Here is an 18,981-nt window from a genome sequence, read left to right as displayed (position 1 = left end):
CGACATCAGCGGTTAGGCACGCGCCGATCGGGGGCCCGCGGTCAGCGGTGTGTCAGGTCAGTGATGCCCGCCGGCTTCGGCGCCGCCGGCGGCGGCTTCGCTCGGCTCTTCGCCGGCCGTGTTGCGCCGCGGTGCTTCGCCCGCCGAGATCGGCACGGCGACAGTGGTCTCGCCGTTCTCGAACTTGAAGGTGAAGTCGTAGAGCAGACCGTTGGTGACCGGCTTGGTCAGCGTGACCTTGGCGGTGACGGCGTCGGCGGCCTCGGTCTTCTCCAGCGGCTTGGTCTGGCCGTCGGGCTCGCCCACCACCAGGACGCCGCCTGCCGGGATGGTCTGATCCCCGGTCAGTGCCACGTCGCCGACGGGGGACTTGATCGAGACGAGCTTGTTGGCCTGCTCGTTAGATCCGTTGGCTGCGACGAACAGCAGCTCGGCCTCCGAGCCGGCCTCGACGTAGTCCTTCTGCTGCGGCGCGCGCAGGTGCACGTTGCGCAGCGCGATCGCGCCGGACTGTGCGTTGACGCCGTTGACGGCGGGCTCCTGGGTGGCCGTCTGGGAGACCTGGCCGGCGCTGCACCCGGTGAGAACGGCTGCGGTCAGGCCACATGCGGCCAGACCGGCCGAGGCACGCATTGCGAAGCGGTTCACTCAAGCCTCCTGAGCTGGGTCGGCGTACTTCGACTATGCACAGTAGTAGGTGGCATCGGCGGGCGGAATGCGAGGGCTTGGCAGACGCCCCGGAACGGGGTCCGGCCACGGCCGTCCCGGGCGCGCAACGCCTTTGCGCGGGCAGCCGTTTCAGGTGCTCGGCAGGCCAGGTGGTTGCACGCTTTCGTCACCATGTCAACCCCTGTTCTTCACCTGCATGGCCCCTGACCTGCATAGTTGGTGCGCGTGTGATCTGGGCCCGTGTTAGGATGGACTAGCGAAAGGGGCTCGAATCAGATGATTTTTAAGGTCGGAGACACCGTCGTCTATCCACACCACGGTGCTGCGTTGATCGAGGCGATCGAAACCCGGACTATCAAAGGCGAGCAGAAGGAATATCTCGTCCTGAAGGTTTCCCAAGGGGATCTGACCGTTCGAGTACCCGCAGACAACGCTGAGTATGTCGGTGTCCGCGACGTCGTGGGCCAGGAAGGTCTCGACAAGGTTTTCCAGGTGTTGCGGGCTCCGCACACCGAAGAGCCGACCAACTGGTCGCGCCGCTACAAGGCCAATCTCGAGAAGCTGGCCTCCGGTGACGTGAACAAGGTTGCCGAGGTTGTCCGGGATCTGTGGCGTCGCGATCAGGAACGCGGTCTTTCCGCGGGTGAGAAGCGAATGCTGGCCAAGGCCCGGCAGATTCTGGTCGGTGAGCTCGCGCTGGCCGAGAACACGGATGACGCCAAGGCGGAGACCATCCTCGACGAGGTTCTGGCCGCCGCGTCCTGACGCGTGGTGGCAACAACTGTCGCGGTCGTCCCGGCCGCCGGCTCAGGTGAGCGGCTAGGCGCGGGCAGACCCAAAGCGTTCGTCAAACTGGGGGACAGACCCCTGTTGGAGCACGCCCTCGATGGGCTGTTGGCCTCAGGGGTGATCGACAAGGTCGTGGTCGCGGTTCCGCCCGCGCTCACGGATGAGGCCACCTTGGTTTTCGGGGGGCGTGCGCACATCGTGGCCGGGGGAGCCGATCGCACCGAATCGGTGGGACTGGCCTTAGATGCGGTAGCAGCCGCAGGCGAACCGGATTTCGTCCTCGTGCACGACGCCGCCCGGGCGTTGACTCCCCCTTCGCTCGTCGCCCGGATCGTCGCGGCACTGGCCGACGGCCACGCCGCCGTCGTTCCCGGTCTTCCGTTGGCCGACACCATCAAGGCCGTCGACGCCAACGGCACGGTGCTGGGTACGCCCGAGCGGGCCGGTCTGCGGGCCGTGCAGACCCCGCAGGGCTTCCGCGCCGATGTGTTGCGCCGGGCCTATCAACGTGCCGGTGCCGGTGTGGTCACCGATGACGCCTCGCTCGTCGAGCAGATCGGTACACCCGTGCAGATTGTCGAGGGCGATCCGATGGCCTTCAAGATCACGACTCCGCTGGATCTGCTGCTCGCCGAGGCCGTCATGGCGCGTGGGGCATGTTGATCCCCAGAGTCGGGCTGGGAACCGACGTTCACCCGATCGAGCCGGGCCGGCCGTGCTGGCTGCTGTGCCTGGAATTCGAAGGCGCCGACGGCTGCGCCGGCCATTCCGACGGCGACGTCGCCGCGCACGCGTTGTGTGACGCGCTGCTCAGTGCGGCGGGCCTCGGCGACCTCGGAGGGGTCTTCGGAACCGACCGGCCGGAATGGCGCGGAGTCACCGGCGCCGCCATGCTGCGCCACGTGCGCGGGCTGGTGCAGGAAGCGGGCTTCACGGTCGGCAACGCCACGGTGCAGGTCATCGGCAACCGGCCCAAGATCGGGCCGCGCCGTGAGGAGGCCCAGGAGCTGCTCTCCGGTCTGATCGGGGCTCCGGTGTCGGTCTCGGCGACCACGACCGACGGGCTCGGTCTGACCGGTCGGGGTGAAGGTTTGGCCGCGATAGCCAGCGCTTTGGTGGTTCCGGCGGAATAGGCCGGTAAGCTGGCACGTCGTGACCGATCGCGCTCAAGCTGTCGGGTCGGCAACAGAGACCGGCCTGCGGCTGTACGACACCATGGCGGGTGCCGTACGGGATTTCGTACCGCTGCGGCCGGGGCACGCTTCGATCTACCTGTGCGGTGCCACCGTTCAGGGCTTACCGCACATCGGTCATGTCCGTAGCGGAGTTGCGTTCGATGTGCTGCGCCGCTGGCTGACCGCCAATGGATACGACGTTGCGTTCATCCGCAACGTCACCGACATCGACGACAAGATCCTCAACAAGGCGGCCGATGCCGGCCGGCCGTGGTGGGAGTGGGCCGCGACCTACGAGCGGGCGTTCAGCGCCGCGTATGACGCGCTGGGTGTGCTTCCGCCGTCGGCTGAGCCGCGGGCCACCGGCCACATCACCCAGATGGTCGAGCTCATCGACCGGCTGATCGAGAAGGGGCACGCGTACGCCCAGGGCGGCGACGTGTACTTCGACGTCCAGAGCCAGTCCGACTACGGTGCGCTGTCCGGTCACCGGATCGACGATGTGCACCAGGGTGAGGGTGTGGCCACGGGCAAACGCGATCAGCGCGACTTCACGCTGTGGAAGGGCGCCAAGCCGGGCGAGCCGTCGTGGCCGACGCCCTGGGGCCGGGGACGTCCCGGCTGGCACACCGAGTGCGTCGCGATGTGCGAGGCCTACCTGGGCGAGGAATTCGACATCCATGCCGGCGGCATGGACCTGATCTTCCCGCACCACGAGAACGAGATCGCCCAGGCTCGGGCCGCGGGTGACGGCTTCGCCCGGTACTGGCTGCACAACGGCTGGGTCACCATGGGCGGCGAGAAGATGAGCAAGTCGCTGGGCAACGTGCTTTCGATTCCTGCTGTGCTGCAACGGGTTCGGGCTGCCGAGCTGCGCTACTACCTGGGTAGCGCCCATTATCGGTCCATGCTGGAGTTCTCCGAGAACGCGCTGCAGGACGCGGTGAAGGCCTACAGCGGCATCGAGGACTTCCTGCACCGGGTGCGCAACCGGGTCGGCGCGGTGGCCGTCGGCGACTGGACGCCGAAGTTCGCGGCCGCACTGAACGACGACCTCGCGGTGCCGATCGCACTGGCCGAGGTGCATGCCGCGCGGGCCGAGGGCAACCGCGCGCTGGATGCCGGTGATCACGACGGCGCGATGGCGCAGGCCACCTCGATCCGCGCGATGATGGGGATTCTCGGCTGCGATCCGCTCGACGAGCGTTGGGAATCCCGCGACGAGACGTCGGCGGCGCTGGCTGCGGTGGACGAGCTGGTGCAGTGGGCGCTGGCCGGTCGGGCCGAGGCCAGGGCCAATCGGGACTGGGCCGCGGCCGACGCCATCCGGGATCGACTCAAGGCGGCAGGTATCGAGGTCACCGACACTGCCGATGGTCCACAGTGGGCACTGGTGGACGGGAACGGAGCGTAGATGGCCGGGAATTCGCAGCGGCGCGGCGCAGTGCGCAAGCCGGGCACCAAGAAGGGGCCGACCGTCGGGTCCGGCGGCGTGCGTCGCCGCGGGCTCGAAGGCCGTGGCGCCACGCCGCGGGCCGATCAGCGCCCGCACCATCCGGCTGCCAAGAAGGCCGCCAAGGCGGCGCGTCAGGCACAGGGGCGGCACAAGAAGACCGACGACACCGAGTTGGTGCTCGGCCGCAACCCGGTGGTGGAGTGCCTGCGGGCCAAGGTCCCGGCCACCGCGCTGTACGTGGCGTTGGGCACCGAGGCCGACGAGCGTCTCACCGAATCGGTGCAGATCGCCGCGGACCGCGGTATCTCGATCCTCGAGGTGCAGCGCCACGATCTGGACCGGATGAGCTCCAACGGACTGCACCAGGGCCTGGCCCTGCAGGTGCCGCCGTACAACTACGCCCACCCCGACGATCTGCTGAAGGCGGCCCGGGACTCCGGGGAGCCCGCGCTGATGGTGGCACTGGACAACATTTCCGATCCCCGCAACCTGGGCGCCATCGTGCGTTCGGTGGCGGCGTTCGGTGGACAAGGCGTGGTGATCCCGCAGCGGCGGTCGGCTTCGGTGACCGCGGTGGCGTGGCGCACCAGTGCCGGGGCCGCGGCCCGTACTCCGGTGGCGCGGGCGACGAATCTGACTCGCACACTGAAGAGTTACGCCGACGCCGGTCTTCAGGTCGTGGGCCTCGATGCCGGCGGCGACACCACGCTGGACGAACTCGAGGGCACCGGGCCGATGGTCGTGGTGGTCGGCTCGGAGGGCAAGGGTCTGTCCCGGCTGGTCCGCGAGAACTGCGATGCGGTGGTGTCGATCCCGATGGCGGGGCCCACGGAGTCGCTGAACGCGTCGGTGGCGGCCGGTGTGGTGCTGGCCGAGATCGCCCGTCAGCGCCGAAGCCTCTGATTTGACGTTCATTCTGCGGCTACGGCGCAGAAGTGCGAGTGTGGTCAGCCCTGACCGCAGAGTCAACGCCGGACTAACCCCCGAGGACCCGCAGGCTGATCCACAGCGCGCACACACTGGCGATCAGGGTGAGCGGCACCGTGGCCAGCCCGACCCGGCTGAACTCGGTGAACCGAGCCGGCAGTCGTTCGCGATGAACCACATTGCGCCACAACAGGTTTGACAGCGATCCGACGTAGGTCAGGTTGGGGCCGATGTTGACCCCGATCAGCACGGCCAACACGGCGCCCGGACCGGCGCCGGCCACCAGTGGAATCAGTACCAGCACCGCGGGCAGATTGTTGACCAGATTGGCCAGCACGGCCGCCACTGCCGCAAGGCCCAACAGCGCGGGTAACGAGTCGCCGACGGGAAGCACCCCACGCATCCACTCGCCCAGTCCGTTGTGCACGACTGCGTCGACCACGACACCCAGGCACAGCACGAATGCCAGGAACGGCACATTGACGGCGCGCACGATCCCGCCGATGGTGCTGCGACGCTGGGCAAGACTGCGCACGCCGAGCACCACCGCCCCGGCCAGCGCCGCCCAGGCCGGGGACACATCGAAGATCGACGTGACGACGAAGCCCGCCAGCGTCAAACCCAGCACCACGAGCACGAACACCGGAATCTCGGGCGGCGGGGGAGTCACCTCGGCTGCCGGACGGCTCAGTTCGTGGCGGAAAAGCACACGGAGCACGACGAACTCGACGGCGACAGCAGCCAGCCAGGGCAGCGCCATCACCGCACTGAACTCGGTGAAGGACAGTCCAGCCACGGCGAAGGCCAACAGGTTGGTCAGATTCGACACCGGAAACAGCAGCGACGCGGAGTTGGCCAGGTGCGCACTGGCATATGCGTGCGGCCGGGGCGGTATCGCGAGCGTGCGGGCGGTGGCCAGGACCACCGGTGTCAACAGCACCACGGTCGCATCCAGGCTCAGCACCGCCGTCGTCGTCGCCCCGATCAGGAACACCCGGGTCAGCAGCCGCCGGGAATCACCCCGGCTGGCCCGGGCCATCAACGTGCCCGCGGCGTGGAACAGGCCCTCGTCGTCACACAGGTGCGCCAGCACCAGTACGGCTGCGAGGAATCCGACCACGGGCAGCAGGCGATTCGCCTCGGCCAGGGCGTCGGGCCCCGAGATCACCCCGAACGCGATCAGCAGCCCCGCAGCCGGGATCGCCACGACGGCCTCGGGCCATCCTTCCGGCCGTGCCAGCGCGAACGCCAGCACAACCGCCAGGGCGATGAGCGCGAGGATCAACTGAGCCAGGGATCGGAGCGGTCCCACACCGTGGGTAGGTGCAGGCGCACTCCGTCCTGTTCGGCGAGCCGGGTCAGCACCCGCACCGACACATCGAGGTCGTCGCCCGCGTACGGCAGCGCGCGCAGCGGCTCGTGCAGCGGGCGGAAGAAATCGTCCCAGTGGATCAGCACCACCCGCCGCGCCCCGACCGCGCGCACGGTTTCGGCCCAGTAGGTCTCGAAATACTGTTCGGACTGCAGCCCCAGCTGGCCGATCCCGAGGTAGACCACCTCGGCGCGTTGCCCCGCCAGGGCGCCAGGCACCGCCCCCGCGCTGCCGACGATCAGCAGCCGGCGGTCGCTGGGCCGATGGTGCACCAGGGTGGACCAGGCTTCTCCGCACTTGTAGGCCGCGACCTTGACCGGCGGGACGACCGGTTCGGTGATGATGCCGGGGAATCGGTCCGGTGGGCAGTGTTCGGACTCGAAGAGCGTCACGTCATACGAGCCGAGGGTGACGGCTTCGCCCGGCGTGACGGTCACGATCCGATCGGGGTCCAGGCCGCCCCCGACGCCGACCTGGGCGGTGGAGCTGCCGCCCACCAACCTGGCTCCGGTCCGCTCGGCGACGACGGCCGAGTCCATGGCGTGGTCGAAGTGGCTGTGTACCGGCAGCACCGCTTCGAGCCTGTCGACGCCGAGGCGGGCTAGGCTGCCGTCGATGCGGGGCAGTGACGGCGCCAGCTTGCGCAGGACCACGCGCGGCAGTGTGGGCCGCGAGAAGAAGCCGTCGGTCAGTACTGCCGACGTGCCGTCGTCCACGAGGAGCGTGCTGACCCCCGCCCAGGTGACGGTGACCGGGGATTGCGGGGTGGCCGACGGTGCGTCGAAATACCGTGCATAGGGGGCCAGGTGGGGCCTGCCGGGCTTCAGCCGCATGGCCCCACCCTATGGGCTAGACGTGTCCGTAACGCCGCCGGAACTTCTCCACCTGCCCGGCCGAGTCGATGTGCCGGGCCGAGCCGGTCCAGAACGGGTGCGAATCGCTGGTGACGTCGACGACGATCAGCGGGTAGGTCCGGACGCCGCCCGGGGTGGGCCACTCGATCGTGCGTTCACTGGTGGCCGTCGACCGGGTCAGGAACTGGCTGCCGGTGGCGGCGTCCTGGAACACCACGGGGTGGTAGTCGGGGTGGATGTCGGCCTTCATTGGGATTCCCCTTCTGTGTGGACGGATGCTGCGGGTTCGTCGATTCCGGGCTGACAGGGTTCTTCGTGCCAGTCCCCGAACGGGTCGGGGTAATCGGCCCATTCCTCGGGTCGCGCCAACTCGTCGTCGGTGAGCAGCGCACCGTGCAGCGCCTCGATGACGTCGCCGGGCCGCGCGCCGCAGGCCAGGACGGTCAGCGAAATGTGGCGGTCACCGAACTGGTGGTGCCAGTCGATGGCGGCCATCGCCAGGCGTTCCGGGTCGGTGTAGGCCAGCTCGGTGGAATCCATTGCCGCGAGCCATTTTCCGGCGTTGCTGAAGTGCATTCCACCGCCTGCGGATTCGATCCACATGACGTCGGCCGGCCGATTGGCGAGCCAAGCCCGGCCGCGGGTGCGCACCACGCCCTCGAGCAGGAGGTCGACAGCGTCGTGCAGGCGCATCGGGTGAAACGGTCGGCGGGCGGCGAATTCGACGATGATGACCTCGTCGTCGGGTTCCAGCGGTGGTTCACCGGCCAGAAGCGGATCGTGCGGTGTCGGGGTGCGCCCGCGGGGGCTGTTCGGCTCCAGATGAGCCAGGCCGAGCTCCACCTGGTCGGGGCCCACGGTGATGCGGGCGCGGGGCGCGAGCCGGCGGAGCACCGACAGGGTGGTGGCCTCGGGCTCGTCGAGCACCAGCATGTCGGCGAACTCGGCCTGGCCGACGACCACCTGGGCGACGGTGCGTCCGTCGGGCAGTTCCTCGTCGCCGATGGACTGCTGCAGCCACACCGTGGCGTCCAGGCACGCGATCACCGCGCCGATGGTGACGTCGCGAGAGGCGGGTCCGTCGATGTAGCCGGGCCCGACGTGGACCCGGATGGTGTTGATGGCCCAGCACACGGGCTCGGCCTCCAGCCAGGGCATCAACTGCACGACGATGCGCTCCACGTCGCCACGCCGGTGCAGGCGCCGTAACAGGATCAGCAGGTCGTCGCGGACTGTGCAGGACACGCAACCGTGGGCGAGCTCGAGGGCGAGTTCGGATGTGCCGCTGCCGTCGGACACGGTCCGCAGCACCACATGGCCGTCAAAGGTGTGGCGCACGAGCACGGTTCCCGGCCTGCGGCCCAGTTCTTCTGCTACGCCGTCGCTGTCACCTTGACCGGCGATCAGCACCACAGGGGTTCGCACCGTACCTCCCGACACAGTTGTTGTTGAAAACGATTATCATTATCGTGAGGCTACCCCATCCGAAGGAGACCGATGTCTGCCCACTGCCAAGTCACCGGGCGCTCGCCCGGGTTCGGCAACACGGTGTCGCACTCGCACAAGCGCAGTCGCCGCCGCTGGAACCCCAATATCCAGACCAAGACGTACTACCTGCCGACCGAAGGGCGCAGGATCCGACTTCGCGTCAGCGCCAAGGGAATCAAGGTGATCGACCGCGACGGCATCGAGGCCGTGGTGGCCCGGTTGCGTAGCGCAGGGGAGAAGATCTGATGGCCAGCACCGATATTCGGCCGATCGTGAAGCTGAAGTCGACCGCGGGGACCGGGTACACCTACGTCACCCGCAAGAACCGCCGCAACGACCCGGACCGGATCGTGCTGCGCAAGTACGACCCGGTCATCCGCCGCCACGTCGAATTCCGTGAGGAGCGCTGATGGCCAAGCGATCCAAGATCGTCAAGAACGAGCAGCGCCGGAAGCTCGTGGAGCGCTACGCCGAACGGCGGGCCGAGCTCAAAGAGGCCATCCGCAATCCGGAGAGCACGCGTGAGCAGAAGGCCGCGGCGGTGTCGGCGCTGCAACGGTTGCCGCGCGATTCCAGCCCGGTCCGATTGCGCAACCGGGACGCGGTCGACGGGCGACCACGTGGGCATCTGCGCAAGTTCGGCCTGTCGCGGGTCCGGGTGCGCGAACTGGCGCACCGCGGTGAACTGCCCGGCGTACGGAAGTCGAGTTGGTGATGGCGGCGAATTCCCGGAAGCACAACAAGAAGCGACCCCCGGCCACCGATCTCAAGAAGCCGAGGCGCAATCAGCTGAAGGCCCTCGGGGTGACCGAGGTCGACTACAAGGACGTCCACCTGCTGCGCACGTTCATCAGCGAGCGGGGCAAGATCCGGTCCCGGCGCATCACCGGGCTCACCCCGCAGCAACAGCGCCAGGTCGCCACGGCGATCAAGAACGCCAGGGAGATGGCGCTGCTGCCAGTCGTCGGGCCGGCCTGACCTACCATCGACGGCGATAGGGCGACTGCGGATCGTGGAAGCCGGTGTGAATCCGGCGCGGTCCCGCCACTGTGATCGATCGACCAGTTCTTGCTGGTCGTCGAGAGCCAGATACACACCGCAGTCGCCACCTCGCACGCACTGGGGCGGATCTCCCCGGAGAGGATGGGTACGCCCATGGCTGCTCGTTGGCTGACCGCCGGACTGGCATCGGTGCTACTGGTATCGGGGTGCGCCTCGACCGCGGCGCCCGACACCGCAGGCGGCGCCCCACCGGGATTCCCGGTGACCGTGGACAATTGCGGCGTCAGCTCGACCTATGAGCGTCCGCCTACTCGCGCAGTCGCGCTCAACCAGCACGCGATCGAGGTGCTGTTGGCGCTGGGCCTGGAGAATTCCATGGCCGGCACGTCCTATCTCGACGATCGGATCCTGCCCGAGTACCAGGCCGCCTACGACAGTATTCCGGTACTGGCCAAGGAGTACCCGTCCTACGAGTCGTTGCTGGCCACCGAACCCGATTTCGTCTACGGCGGCTGGGACAGCGCGTTCGACGAGAAGGAGGGCCGCGGTCGGCAGCGGCTGACCGATGCCGGGGTCCACACCTACCTCAACATCGAGGATTGCCGGGACGAGCCCGTGACGATGTCGGCCGTGGACGACGAAATCCGGACTATCGGAGACATTTTCGGTGTCCCCGACCGCGCCGAGCAGCAGCTCGAGAAGCTCCACGGCGAGTTGGCGCAGTCCGAGGCGAAACTACGCGGGACCCAGCCGATACGCGTCGCTGTCTATGACAGTGGCGAGGCGACGGTGTTCACCTCGGGCGGCAAAGGCATCGGCAACCTGATGATCGAAGAGGCCGGCGGAGCCAACGTGTTCGCCGATGTGCCCAAGGTTTGGGCTGACGTGTCGTTCGAGCAGTTCGCCGAGCGCGCACCCGAGGTCATCGTGATCTACGACTACGGTGATCGGCCGGTCGAGGACAAGAAGCGATTCCTCACCGAGCATCCTCTGCTGCAGCATGTTCCGGCTGTCGAGCAGCAGAGGTTCGCCGTGCTTCCGCTGTCATCGGTGGTCGTCGGCGTGCGGGTGGGCCGGGCGGTGGAGTCGCTGGCGCGACAGCTGCACCCGGACCGGTTTGCGTGATTCCCTACCGGCTGGTCCTCGCCGGGTTGGCGGGGCTGCTGCTGACGACGATGACCGCCGGGGTCGCCGTCGGTTCGGTCTCGATCCCGCCGGGGCAGGTGTGGGCCATCGTGTTGCACTCCGTGCATCCGGGCCTCGTCGAGCAGAGTTGGCCTGCGGTCCGGGAATCCATCGTGCTCGACGCCCGGCTGCCGCGCGTCGTGCTGGGGGCGGTGGTCGGTGCCGGCCTGGCGGCGTGCGGGATGGCGTTGCAGGCCGTGGTGCGCAACCCGCTTGCCGATCCGATGCTGCTGGGTGTCTCCTCGGGAGCATCGGTCGGCGCCGTCGCAATGCTCGTGTTCGGTGCGGGCGCGCTGCAGGCGCTGACCTTGCCACTGGCGGCCTTCCTCGGGGCCTTCCTCGCACTCGTTGCGGTGTACGCCCTGGCTCGTTCGGGTGGGCGGATGACGACCGTGCGGTTGGTTTTGGCCGGCGTGGCGGTGGCCGAAGTGCTGTCCGCGCTGGCCAGCCTGATGATCGTGACTTCTGACGATCCGCACAAGACACAGTCGGCGGTGCGGTGGATGCTCGGCGGCCTGGGCGGGACCACCTGGCGCATGGTCTGGGTGCCCGCGCTGGCGGTGTTCCTCGGCGTATTGGTGCTCTTGGCCTTCACCCGATCGCTGAACCTGCTCTACACCGGTGAGGAGGCGGCTGCCTCGCTGGGGCTCGATGTCCACCGGTTCCGGGCCGGGATGTTCGTCGTCGTGGCGCTGATGGTCGGCGCCATGGTCGCGGTCAGCGGCACGATCGGATTCGTCGGGCTGATCATGCCGCATGTGGTGCGGCTGCTGGTCGGGGCCGACCACCGCAAGGCGCTGCCGGCTGCCGCATTGCTGGGGGCGGCATTCCTGGTGTCGTGCGACATCGTGGCCAGGACCGTGGCCACCCCGGAGGAACTGCCCGTCGGGATCCTGACCGCACTGGTCGGCGGGCCGTTCTTCCTGTGGCTGATGCGACGAAAGGCCGGGGTGTGACGGTAGAGGTGGTGTTCGACGCGGTGTCGGTGTCGATGCGCGGCAAGCCGGTGGTCACCGATGTCTCGCTGGCGGTGGCCGCAGGTGAGGTGCTGGCCGTGGTCGGACCGAACGGGGCGGGCAAGACGACGTTGCTGCGCACGCTGTACCGGGCTCTGCGGCCGAGTGCCGGACGGGTGCTGGTCGACGGCACCGACGTGTGGAAGCTTCCGGGCAAGCAGGCCGCGCGCCGGGTGGCGGCGGTATTACAGGAAGCCACCGGCGATTTCGAACTCACCGTGTACGACATGGTCGCGATGGGCCGCACACCGTACAAGCGGTCCTTCGCGGCCGACAGCCGTGAGGACCGCGAGATCATCGGCGGGGCGATGGCGGCACTGGACATCGCGGACCTGAGCAGCGCCGATTACGGTCGGCTTTCCGGCGGGCAGAAGCAACGGGTGCTCATCGCTCGCGCGCTGGCCCAGCGCACCGACGTCATCGTGCTCGACGAACCCACGAACCACCTCGATCTGCGTCATCAGCACGAGGCCCTGCGCCTGCTGCGGGACACGGGAGCGACGGTGATCGCCGCACTGCACGACCTGAATCTTGCTGCCGCGTATTGCGATCGGATCTGTGTGCTCGACGGCGGAGAAGTGGTGACGATCGGGACCCCGGTGGAGGTCCTCACCGTGGATTTGCTTGCCGACGTGTACGGGGTCGCCGCCCGCATCACTGTCGACGCAGGCAGGCCTCAGGTCGGCGTTGTGCCCAAGGTGGTGGCGACATCGTGAACATCGGTACCCAACTCGGCGAAATCGCCTCGCTCGGAGGGTTCTTCGCGATCACCGTCGGTGGCGACCCGGCCGGCTGGGTTCCGGTGCAACGCTGCTATGACGACGGCTGCGCGGACCTCGTCGCCAAGACCACGGCCGGATACCGCACGACGGATCTGCGTATCGGTGCCTCCCTGGTTCAGTTCAGCCACGCATCGCGGTTGTGGTCACCGCTGCTGGCCGGTGCGCTGCAGTACGGAGTGCTGCCCGAGCTGACCGATCTGCAGCGTCGTTCCACCAGTACCGAGCTCCGGCTGCCGATGGCCGTGGGCACACCCGTCGACGGCGCACTGCCACAGCAGCTGTACCGGCTGGTGATCACCGAGCACCTGGAGCCGCTGGCCGCCGGGCTCAAGGTCAAGATGGCGTCGGGGCTGCTCTACGGCAATGCCGCTGCCGCTCTGGTGGCGGCCGCACATGAGCTGGCCGGGGCCCGACCGGATTTACGTGACGACGTGCGGGACGTCACCGAATCATTGTTGACCACGGGAGAATTGGTCGGGGCGGGCGACCTGACCGGGCTGACATTCCGCCGCCGCAGCTGCTGCCTCTATTACCGGGTGCCCGGCGGTTCCAACTGCGGGGACTGTGCACTGACGAGACCGCGCGGTCAGGCGTAGGGCCGTGCCGGCGGCTCGGTACGGACCGCGCTCAGGGCAGTCATCGTCGGAATACTGCCTCGGCTCGAATCGCTTTGTCCCGCGGGGATCGTGCCCTCGACTTTGATCCAGGTGTTCTCCGGATACTCGGCCAACTGAGCGGCAGCCGGCCCGGACAGGTGGATGCGGGCCAGCTGAGCGTCTGCGGCACAACAGATGATCACCACTCGGGCCAGATCTGCGCGCTCACCGTCACGCATCGTGAAACCGGAGACGGTCACGGTTCGGCCATCGAGGGTGCCTGCACTGTCTTGAGCCACTCGCGTCAGCACGTCGGGCAGCGAGATTTCCGGTGCCCGGCCGTCGGGAAGGGGAGGGAAAGCGCGCCTCAGCACATCGGTGGAGACTTCGGACACCGACGCGGCCTGCGGGCGGATCGCCGGTGGCACGACGAATGCCAGCAGCGCGATCGGGATCAGCAGCAGCCAGGCCGTACCCCGTCGGTGGGAATGGTCGTGATGCGCGGGTTCCTCGTCGCGACCGTGCCGGATATCGGCCACGATCGATGCCAGGGCCAGCACGATCAGCAGCACGGAGGTGGCGGCCAGGTAGGGAAGCAGCGACGGTTTCACGTACCGGGTGAAGGCGCCGGTGAGTGTGATGATCGCCGTGCTGACGCCGATCAGCAGCAGCAAGGCGTTCTCGGTTTCCCGGCTCACTGCGGTCCCACGATCAGCAGTCCGACACCGGTCGCGACGAGCGTGGCGACCAGGAACGTCACGGGCGTGAAGCGAATCGCGAAGGCCCGGCCGAACATTCCGGCCTGCATCGCGAACAGCTTGATATCGACGGCGGGCCCGACCACCAGGAACACCAGTCGCGGCAGCAGCGGCAGCATGGTCAGGCTGGCCGCGACGAAGGCGTCGGCCTCCGAACACAACGCCAGCACCACGGCGAGCAGGGCCATGGTGATGACGCCCAGGATCATCTGGCCGGCCAGATGCTCGTACACCCAGGTCGGCACGAGTACGTGCAGGGCCGCTGCGGCGGCCGCCCCGACAACCAGGTACGAGCATGCCGACAGGAAATCGTGTCGGGCGGCTTCGGTGAACAGCAGCCACTTCGAGCCGTCGCTGTGGTGAGGTCGCGGCAGTCTGCGGGTGATCCATTCCGGGCGGCCGAACCGGGCCCATGCGACTCCCATGATCAGCGCGGTACACAGCGAGGCCACGCACCTGGCGACAACCATCTGTGGATGACCGGGAAACGCGACGGCGGTTGCCACCAGCACGACTGGATTGATGGCCGGTGCCGCGAGCATGAACGTCAGCGCCGCCGCGCCCACCGCGCCGCCCGTGTCATCTCCGAAAAGTCGGCGTGCCACCGGAACCGACCCGCATTCGCACCCAGGTAGCGCCGCGCCACCGATACCCGCGGCCAGGATTGCCGTGCCGGTGCGTCGCGGAAGCCACCGGGCCAACCGGTCGGGTGTCGCGAAGACCGCGATCAGGCCGCTGATCACCACCCCGAGCGCCAGAAACGGCAACGCCTGGACGAACACGCCGCAGAACACCGTGGCCGCAGTCGCCACGTCGGGGGTGCCGTCGACGAAACTGCGCATGGCGTTGCCTGCCAGGGCCAACGCGATGATCCCGAACACCAGCACCTGCATGGATGTCGGTCGCCAGCGCAAGGCTGCCGATGTCATGGCCACGGCGGACATGATGCCAGCCCCAGGTGGGAACCAGCTGGGCGGGATGCAAATGACTATCATTTTCATCGGGTGGGGCTAGGCTGGGCAGATGGTGTGGCATGGCTTGCTTGCGAAGGCAGCGACAACGGTCGTCACCGGCGCGGTCGGGGTGGCGGCATACGACGGCTTACGTAAGGCCGTGGCCAAGGCGCCGATTCGGGAAGCGGCGGTGACGACGACCGCGTGGGCGTTGCGCGGTGCCCGCAAAGCCGAAGAAGGCGCCGAGTCGGCCCGCCTGAAAGTCGCCGATGTGATGGCGGAGGCGCGCGAACGGATCGGCGAGGAAGTACCGCCTCCCGCCGTCGCCGATGCCGGGCATTCGCACGACCACTGAGTGCCGTGGCCACTCTCGAGGTCGTATCCGACGCCGCAGGCCGGATGCGCGTGCACGCGCCCTGGTTCCGGGGTGACTCGCTTCGCGCCGTCGCGATAGAGGATGCCGTCGATCAGGTGCCAGGTGTGCGGGCCGTTCATGCCTACCCACGGACTGCTTCTGTCGTGGTGTGGTACTCGCCGAAGCGTTGTGACCGCAGCGCGGTCATGACCGCGATGTCGACGGCGGGTGAGGTTGCCCGGCATCTGGTTCCAGTTCGGACACCCCGATCGGCTGACATCCATAACGGCGACATCGTCCGAATGACATTGGGCGCGTTGGCCTTGGCGCTGCTGGGAGTGCGGCGATACATATTTGCCAGGCCGCCGTTGCTCGGGCCGACGAGTCGGATGTTTGCAACCGGAGCGACGATCGTGACGGGTTACCCCTTCTTGCGGGGCGCGTTGCGGACGCTGGCCGGAAACCGCAGTGCGGGCACCGACGTTCTCGTCTCGGCTGCCACCGTGGCCAGTCTGGTGCTGCGGGAAAACGTCGTAGCGCTGACCGTCCTGTGGCTGCTCAACATCGGTGAGTATCTGCAGGATCTCACTCTGCGCCGCACCCGCCGGGCAATCGCCAATCTGCTGCAGGGCACACAGGACACGGTGTGGTTGCGGCTGGCCGACGGCACCGAGGTCGAGGTGCCCATCGACGGGGTGCGGGTCGGTGACGAGGTGGTGGTCCACGAGCAGGTCGCCATCGCCGTCGACGGTGTGGTGAGCGAAGGCGAGGCCATCGTCGACCAGTCGGCGATCACCGGCGAGCACCTGCCGGTGGCGGTGACCACCGGGAGTCAGGTCTACGCGGGTTCGGTGGTGGTCCGCGGGAGGTTGGTCATCACTGCCGAAGCAGTCGGCCGCCACACCACGATCGGGCGCATCATCAGCCGGGTCGAGGAAGCGCAGCAGCACCGGGCGCCCATTCAGACTGTCGGTGAGAACTTTTCGCGACGGTTTGTGCCTGCCTCCTTCGTGTTGTCGGCGCTGACCCTGGTGATCACCAGGGATGTGCGTCGCGCGATGACGATGCTGCTGGTGGCCTGCCCCTGTGCGGTGGGTCTGGCGACACCGACGGCGATCAGCGCCGCGATCGGTAACGGGGCCCGGCGCGGCATTCTCATCAAGGGTGGCTCACATCTCGAGGAGGCCGGCCGGGTCGATGCGATGGTGTTCGACAAGACGGGCACGCTGACCATCGGACGCCCGATTGTCACCAATGTGGTTGCCTTCCATAAAGACTGGGAGCCCGAGCAAGTTCTGGCCTATGCGGCGAGTTCGGAGATCCACGCGCGGCATCCGTTGGCCGACGCCGTGCTGAGGTCTACGAAGGAACGCCACATCGAGATACCCCCGCACCAGGAGTGCGAGGTCCTTGTCGGACTCGGCATGCGGACCAGGGCCGATGGGCGAACGTTGCTGCTCGGCAGTCCGTCGCTGCTGGCTCAGGAGAAGGTCAGGGTGACCAAGCGGGCTTCGGAATGGGTGGGCAAACTTCGCCGGAGTGCCGAGACCCCGCTGCTGCTGGCTGTCGACGGAAAACTCGTCGGCCTGATCGGATTGCGGGACGAGATCCGGCCCGAGGCTGCCGAGGTTCTGCGGGAGCTGAGGGCGACCGGTATCCGCCGTATGGTGATGCTGACCGGCGACCATCCCGACGCCGCGGCGGCCGTCGCCGACGAACTCGGTATCACCGAATGGCGCGCCGAGGTGATGCCCGAAGACAAACTCGCGGTCGTGCGTGAACTCCACGCCGAGGGGCATACCGTGGCGGTGATCGGCGACGGGGTCAATGATGCACCCGCACTCGCCGCGGCCGACATCGGTATCGCGATGGGCCTCGGTGGCACCGATGTGGCGGTCGAGACCGCCGACGTGGCACTGGCCAGTGATGATCTGCGCCGGCTGATCGATGTTCGCGCCCTCGGCGGTCGGGCGGTGGACGTGATCCAGCAGAACTATGCGATGTCGATCGCCGTGAATGCAATCGGGCTACTCATCGGGGCGGGTGGCGCGCTGTCGCCGGTTCTTGCCGCGGTCCTGCACAACGCATCGTCGGTGGCCGTGGTGGCCAACAGTGCCCGGCTGATCCGGTATGAGCTCGGCCAGCAGCCGCGTCAAGGTAGCTCAGTTGCGAGCACTCACCCGGACGAGGCGCCGATCAGCTCGTAGGCGCTCCGGCAAGTTCGTGCGGTCCCAACGCCCCGCCGCGATCCAGTCGCACGCATCCCGCGCGTCGGCTTCGTTGCCGATCGGCCCGACCCAGATCGCAGCCGCGCTGGGAACCCGTTCTGCCGAACAGGGTTGCAGTACGAGCACCGGGCTGAGATCGGCACTTCTGGCGGCGCAGGTGAACGTGCCCAGCAGGCATTGGGTGCTCAGCAACACTCCGTGTGGGCAGCCTCGTACGACGTTCCGCAACATGCGGAACAGTGGCGATTGCGGATCGGACGACGAGCAGCGCATGCAGACGGCGACGGTGAACGGTTCGCAGGTGTAGACCTGCCACGACATGCGGACACCTTTCCATGGCGGCCCGGTCAGGCCCGTGTTGTTGAAAATCATTTTCAACTTGACGATTCCACGCTACAGTGCGGACCACGGCTTGTCGAAAATCATTTTCAATAAGTCGTGGGTGGGTGGCACACTTCCGAAGGGATCGCAATGGGGAATGGCTGTTCCGGCTCTGCGCCGAAACCAGTTGCCACACGGAGGATCTCATTTGCTTTCGACGCCACGTCGCCCTCGCGACGCCATTTCGTCGCCGGCGACATCGCACTGAGTCATCTGGTCGCGCTCCTGTCTGGATTCTTCCCGTCGGGAGAGGAGTTCTTCATCCACTCCGTCCGCAGCTACCGCGACCAGATCGACGACCCGTGGCTCAAAGCCCAGGTCGCCGGTTTCATCGGTCAAGAGATGACGCATGGGTTGCAGCATCGTGCGTTGAACGTGGAACTGATCAGAATGGGCTACTGGGCCACCGGCGGTATTGACCGGCTCGGCGCCAAGCTGGTCAAAAGTTTTGAGCGGCAGCATGACCGGTTGCCGAGCGTCATTGTGAGATTCGCGTTGGCTGCTACGGCCGCTGTCGAGCACCTGACCGCGGTGCTGGGCGCTCAGGTGTTGGATACGCCCTGGATTCAGCGGCAGCTGACCGATCCCGAGGTTCGGGCCATGCTGAATTGGCACGCGATCGAGGAGATGGAGCACAAAGCCGTGGCGTTCGACGTGTACCGGCACGTCGGTGGGACCGAGCGAATGCGCCGGGCAGCCATGGCCACCGTGCTGTTTCTGTTCCTCACCAGAGCCGTCGTGCTGCTCTTGTCCGTGGGCTCCGACAGCTGGGCCTGGCGCCATCCTGCCCGGACCCTCCAAAGCCTTGCCGCGTTACCGCGCTCACCGCTGTTCTCCGGAGTGCTGCCGCAGATTCGGCGGTACTTCACAGCAGGGTTCCATCCCGACGACATCGATGACAGTGAGCTACTCGATCGCTGGCGCGACCGCTACTTCGGCGGCGACGGTGCCCTGCTGGATCATCTGCGGTAGCGCCGGACAATGGCGCGGCGTCG

24 protein-coding genes and 1 riboswitch are annotated in these 18,981 nt (G+C 67.6%); of the genes, 16 read left to right on the top strand and 8 right to left on the bottom strand.

What is annotated here, in order from left to right:
- Positions 1-57 precede the first annotated feature (57 nt).
- Positions 58-648 carry a copper chaperone PCu(A)C domain-containing protein gene (locus AC4ELH_RS25195; protein ID WP_064958123.1) on the bottom strand — a complete coding sequence of 197 codons (591 nt, stop codon included), beginning with the start codon at positions 646-648 and terminating at the stop codon, positions 58-60.
- 297 nt (positions 649-945) lie between these two features.
- Here AC4ELH_RS25195 and carD point away from each other — a divergent pair, with 297 nt between their 5' ends.
- From carD to rlmB, 5 genes are read left to right on the top strand one after another with little or no spacing between them, the layout of a single operon-like run.
- Positions 946-1,434 (top strand): RNA polymerase-binding transcription factor CarD, encoded by a 489-nt coding sequence (gene carD / locus AC4ELH_RS25190; protein WP_003882506.1) that lies wholly within the window; start codon positions 946-948, stop codon positions 1,432-1,434.
- Positions 1,435-1,437: 3 nt separating this feature from the next.
- The gene (gene ispD, locus AC4ELH_RS25185) at positions 1,438-2,121 is read left to right on the top strand and encodes a 2-C-methyl-D-erythritol 4-phosphate cytidylyltransferase (RefSeq protein ID WP_498887461.1); all 684 of its coding nucleotides are present in this window, start codon (positions 1,438-1,440) and stop codon (positions 2,119-2,121) included.
- Positions 2,115-2,591 carry a 2-C-methyl-D-erythritol 2,4-cyclodiphosphate synthase gene (gene ispF / locus AC4ELH_RS25180; RefSeq protein ID WP_064883903.1) on the top strand — a complete coding sequence of 159 codons (477 nt, stop codon included), beginning with the start codon at positions 2,115-2,117 and terminating at the stop codon, positions 2,589-2,591. The genes ispD and ispF overlap by 7 nt, the downstream gene beginning before the upstream one ends.
- 19 nt (positions 2,592-2,610) lie before the next feature.
- Positions 2,611-4,047, top strand: a complete 1,437-nt coding sequence (cysS, locus tag AC4ELH_RS25175; protein WP_110777409.1) for a cysteine--tRNA ligase — start codon at positions 2,611-2,613, stop codon at positions 4,045-4,047.
- Positions 4,048-4,992 carry a 23S rRNA (guanosine(2251)-2'-O)-methyltransferase RlmB gene (gene rlmB, locus AC4ELH_RS25170; RefSeq protein ID WP_064883901.1) on the top strand — a complete coding sequence of 315 codons (945 nt, stop codon included), beginning with the start codon at positions 4,048-4,050 and terminating at the stop codon, positions 4,990-4,992.
- Positions 4,993-5,065: 73 nt separating this feature from the next.
- Here rlmB and AC4ELH_RS25165 read toward each other — a convergent pair whose 3' ends face one another.
- Genes AC4ELH_RS25165 through mrf form a run of 4 tightly spaced genes read right to left on the bottom strand, consistent with a single transcriptional unit; the run spans position 5,066 to position 8,667 of the window.
- A complete protein-coding gene (locus AC4ELH_RS25165) occupies positions 5,066-6,301 on the bottom strand; it encodes an SLC13 family permease (protein ID WP_498887618.1) in 1,236 nt (411 codons plus the stop codon).
- Entirely contained in the window at positions 6,298-7,221 is a 924-nt protein-coding gene (locus AC4ELH_RS25160) for an MBL fold metallo-hydrolase (RefSeq protein WP_498887458.1), read from the bottom strand. Before AC4ELH_RS25160 ends, AC4ELH_RS25165 begins: the two co-directional genes overlap by 4 nt.
- A gap of 16 nt (positions 7,222-7,237) precedes the next feature.
- Complete coding sequence (locus AC4ELH_RS25155) at positions 7,238-7,492, bottom strand: type B 50S ribosomal protein L31 (RefSeq protein ID WP_498887456.1); 255 nt, start codon at positions 7,490-7,492, stop codon at positions 7,238-7,240.
- A complete protein-coding gene (gene mrf / locus AC4ELH_RS25150; RefSeq protein ID WP_448445454.1) occupies positions 7,489-8,667 on the bottom strand; it encodes a ribosome hibernation factor-recruiting GTPase MRF in 1,179 nt (392 codons plus the stop codon). The genes AC4ELH_RS25155 and mrf overlap by 4 nt, the downstream gene beginning before the upstream one ends.
- A 72-nt stretch (positions 8,668-8,739) precedes the next feature.
- Between mrf and rpmB the strand changes: the two genes are divergently transcribed.
- The 8 genes from rpmB to AC4ELH_RS25110 all read left to right on the top strand — a co-directional run bounded on the left by rpmB (position 8,740) and on the right by AC4ELH_RS25110 (position 13,311).
- Positions 8,740-8,976, top strand: a complete 237-nt coding sequence (gene rpmB, locus AC4ELH_RS25145) for a 50S ribosomal protein L28 (protein ID WP_036442426.1) — start codon at positions 8,740-8,742, stop codon at positions 8,974-8,976.
- Positions 8,976-9,140: a 50S ribosomal protein L33 gene (gene rpmG, locus AC4ELH_RS25140; RefSeq protein ID WP_036442423.1), complete on the top strand. Its 165-nt coding sequence runs from the start codon at positions 8,976-8,978 to the stop codon at positions 9,138-9,140. Before rpmB ends, rpmG begins: the two co-directional genes overlap by 1 nt.
- Positions 9,140-9,445, top strand: coding sequence for a 30S ribosomal protein S14 (gene rpsN, locus AC4ELH_RS25135; RefSeq protein WP_055117987.1), 306 nt, complete (start codon positions 9,140-9,142; stop codon positions 9,443-9,445). Before rpmG ends, rpsN begins: the two co-directional genes overlap by 1 nt.
- The gene (gene rpsR, locus AC4ELH_RS25130) at positions 9,445-9,708 is read left to right on the top strand and encodes a 30S ribosomal protein S18 (protein WP_498887452.1); all 264 of its coding nucleotides are present in this window, start codon (positions 9,445-9,447) and stop codon (positions 9,706-9,708) included. Before rpsN ends, rpsR begins: the two co-directional genes overlap by 1 nt.
- 11 nt (positions 9,709-9,719) lie before the next feature.
- Positions 9,720-9,845: riboswitch (cobalamin riboswitch) on the top strand.
- A 40-nt stretch (positions 9,846-9,885) separates the two neighbouring features.
- A complete protein-coding gene (locus AC4ELH_RS25125; RefSeq protein ID WP_498887450.1) occupies positions 9,886-10,857 on the top strand; it encodes an ABC transporter substrate-binding protein in 972 nt (323 codons plus the stop codon).
- Positions 10,854-11,873, top strand: coding sequence for a FecCD family ABC transporter permease (locus AC4ELH_RS25120; protein WP_448445459.1), 1,020 nt, complete (start codon positions 10,854-10,856; stop codon positions 11,871-11,873). The genes AC4ELH_RS25125 and AC4ELH_RS25120 overlap by 4 nt, the downstream gene beginning before the upstream one ends.
- A complete protein-coding gene (locus AC4ELH_RS25115; protein ID WP_498887447.1) occupies positions 11,870-12,649 on the top strand; it encodes an ABC transporter ATP-binding protein in 780 nt (259 codons plus the stop codon). Before AC4ELH_RS25120 ends, AC4ELH_RS25115 begins: the two co-directional genes overlap by 4 nt.
- Positions 12,646-13,311, top strand: coding sequence for a (2Fe-2S)-binding protein (locus AC4ELH_RS25110; RefSeq protein WP_064958117.1), 666 nt, complete (start codon positions 12,646-12,648; stop codon positions 13,309-13,311). The genes AC4ELH_RS25115 and AC4ELH_RS25110 overlap by 4 nt, the downstream gene beginning before the upstream one ends.
- On the opposite strand, the gene AC4ELH_RS25105 is transcribed toward AC4ELH_RS25110, so the two are convergent.
- Both AC4ELH_RS25105 and AC4ELH_RS25100 read right to left on the bottom strand, forming a co-directional pair.
- Complete coding sequence (locus AC4ELH_RS25105; RefSeq protein WP_498887445.1) at positions 13,302-14,009, bottom strand: TIGR03943 family putative permease subunit; 708 nt, start codon at positions 14,007-14,009, stop codon at positions 13,302-13,304. The two genes, AC4ELH_RS25110 and AC4ELH_RS25105, sit on opposite strands and share 10 nt — an antisense overlap.
- Positions 14,006-15,013: a permease gene (locus tag AC4ELH_RS25100; protein WP_498887443.1), complete on the bottom strand. Its 1,008-nt coding sequence runs from the start codon at positions 15,011-15,013 to the stop codon at positions 14,006-14,008. The genes AC4ELH_RS25105 and AC4ELH_RS25100 overlap by 4 nt, the downstream gene beginning before the upstream one ends.
- 79 nt (positions 15,014-15,092) lie before the next feature.
- Between AC4ELH_RS25100 and AC4ELH_RS25095 the strand changes: the two genes are divergently transcribed.
- Entirely contained in the window at positions 15,093-15,377 is a 285-nt protein-coding gene (locus AC4ELH_RS25095; protein WP_064883882.1) for a DUF1490 family protein, read from the top strand.
- 44 nt (positions 15,378-15,421) lie between these two features.
- On the top strand, positions 15,422-17,584 hold the full coding sequence (locus AC4ELH_RS25090; RefSeq protein ID WP_498887616.1) for a heavy metal translocating P-type ATPase: 2,163 nt from the start codon (positions 15,422-15,424) through the stop codon (positions 17,582-17,584).
- Here AC4ELH_RS25090 and AC4ELH_RS25085 read toward each other — a convergent pair.
- On the bottom strand, positions 17,540-17,926 hold the full coding sequence (locus tag AC4ELH_RS25085; protein WP_064883878.1) for a hypothetical protein: 387 nt from the start codon (positions 17,924-17,926) through the stop codon (positions 17,540-17,542). The two genes, AC4ELH_RS25090 and AC4ELH_RS25085, sit on opposite strands and share 45 nt — an antisense overlap.
- A 150-nt stretch (positions 17,927-18,076) precedes the next feature.
- On the opposite strand from AC4ELH_RS25085, the gene AC4ELH_RS25080 reads away from it, so the two are divergent.
- A complete protein-coding gene (locus AC4ELH_RS25080; protein ID WP_498887440.1) occupies positions 18,077-18,958 on the top strand; it encodes a metal-dependent hydrolase in 882 nt (293 codons plus the stop codon).
- Positions 18,959-18,981: the final 23 nt, after the last annotated feature.

This window comes from Mycobacterium shunyiense (assembly GCF_058270075.1).
Note: the sequence above shows the minus strand (reverse complement) of the source record. Positions and strands in the feature narration are given on the sequence as shown.

What these genes read in the sequence shown, in the direction of transcription:
- rlmB (WP_064883901.1), top strand. Translation starts at nt 4,048, where the DNA reads ATGGCCGGGAATTCGCAGCGGCGCGGCGCAGTGCGCAAGCCGGGCACC.
- ispF (WP_064883903.1), top strand. Translation starts at nt 2,115, where the DNA reads ATGTTGATCCCCAGAGTCGGGCTGGGAACCGACGTTCACCCGATCGAG.
- rpsN (WP_055117987.1), top strand. Translation starts at nt 9,140, where the DNA reads ATGGCCAAGCGATCCAAGATCGTCAAGAACGAGCAGCGCCGGAAGCTC.
- rpmB (WP_036442426.1), top strand. Translation starts at nt 8,740, where the DNA reads ATGTCTGCCCACTGCCAAGTCACCGGGCGCTCGCCCGGGTTCGGCAAC.
- rpsR (WP_498887452.1), top strand. Translation starts at nt 9,445, where the DNA reads ATGGCGGCGAATTCCCGGAAGCACAACAAGAAGCGACCCCCGGCCACC.
- AC4ELH_RS25160 (WP_498887458.1), bottom strand. Translation starts at nt 7,221, where the DNA reads ATGCGGCTGAAGCCCGGCAGGCCCCACCTGGCCCCCTATGCACGGTAT.
- AC4ELH_RS25095 (WP_064883882.1), top strand. Translation starts at nt 15,093, where the DNA reads ATGGTGTGGCATGGCTTGCTTGCGAAGGCAGCGACAACGGTCGTCACC.
- AC4ELH_RS25100 (WP_498887443.1), bottom strand. Translation starts at nt 15,013, where the DNA reads ATGTCCGCCGTGGCCATGACATCGGCAGCCTTGCGCTGGCGACCGACA.
- carD (WP_003882506.1), top strand. Translation starts at nt 946, where the DNA reads ATGATTTTTAAGGTCGGAGACACCGTCGTCTATCCACACCACGGTGCT.
- AC4ELH_RS25125 (WP_498887450.1), top strand. Translation starts at nt 9,886, where the DNA reads ATGGCTGCTCGTTGGCTGACCGCCGGACTGGCATCGGTGCTACTGGTA.
- AC4ELH_RS25085 (WP_064883878.1), bottom strand. Translation starts at nt 17,926, where the DNA reads ATGTCGTGGCAGGTCTACACCTGCGAACCGTTCACCGTCGCCGTCTGC.
- AC4ELH_RS25155 (WP_498887456.1), bottom strand. Translation starts at nt 7,492, where the DNA reads ATGAAGGCCGACATCCACCCCGACTACCACCCCGTGGTGTTCCAGGAC.
- AC4ELH_RS25090 (WP_498887616.1), top strand. Translation starts at nt 15,422, where the DNA reads ATGCGCGTGCACGCGCCCTGGTTCCGGGGTGACTCGCTTCGCGCCGTC.
- rpmG (WP_036442423.1), top strand. Translation starts at nt 8,976, where the DNA reads ATGGCCAGCACCGATATTCGGCCGATCGTGAAGCTGAAGTCGACCGCG.
- AC4ELH_RS25080 (WP_498887440.1), top strand. Translation starts at nt 18,077, where the DNA reads ATGGGGAATGGCTGTTCCGGCTCTGCGCCGAAACCAGTTGCCACACGG.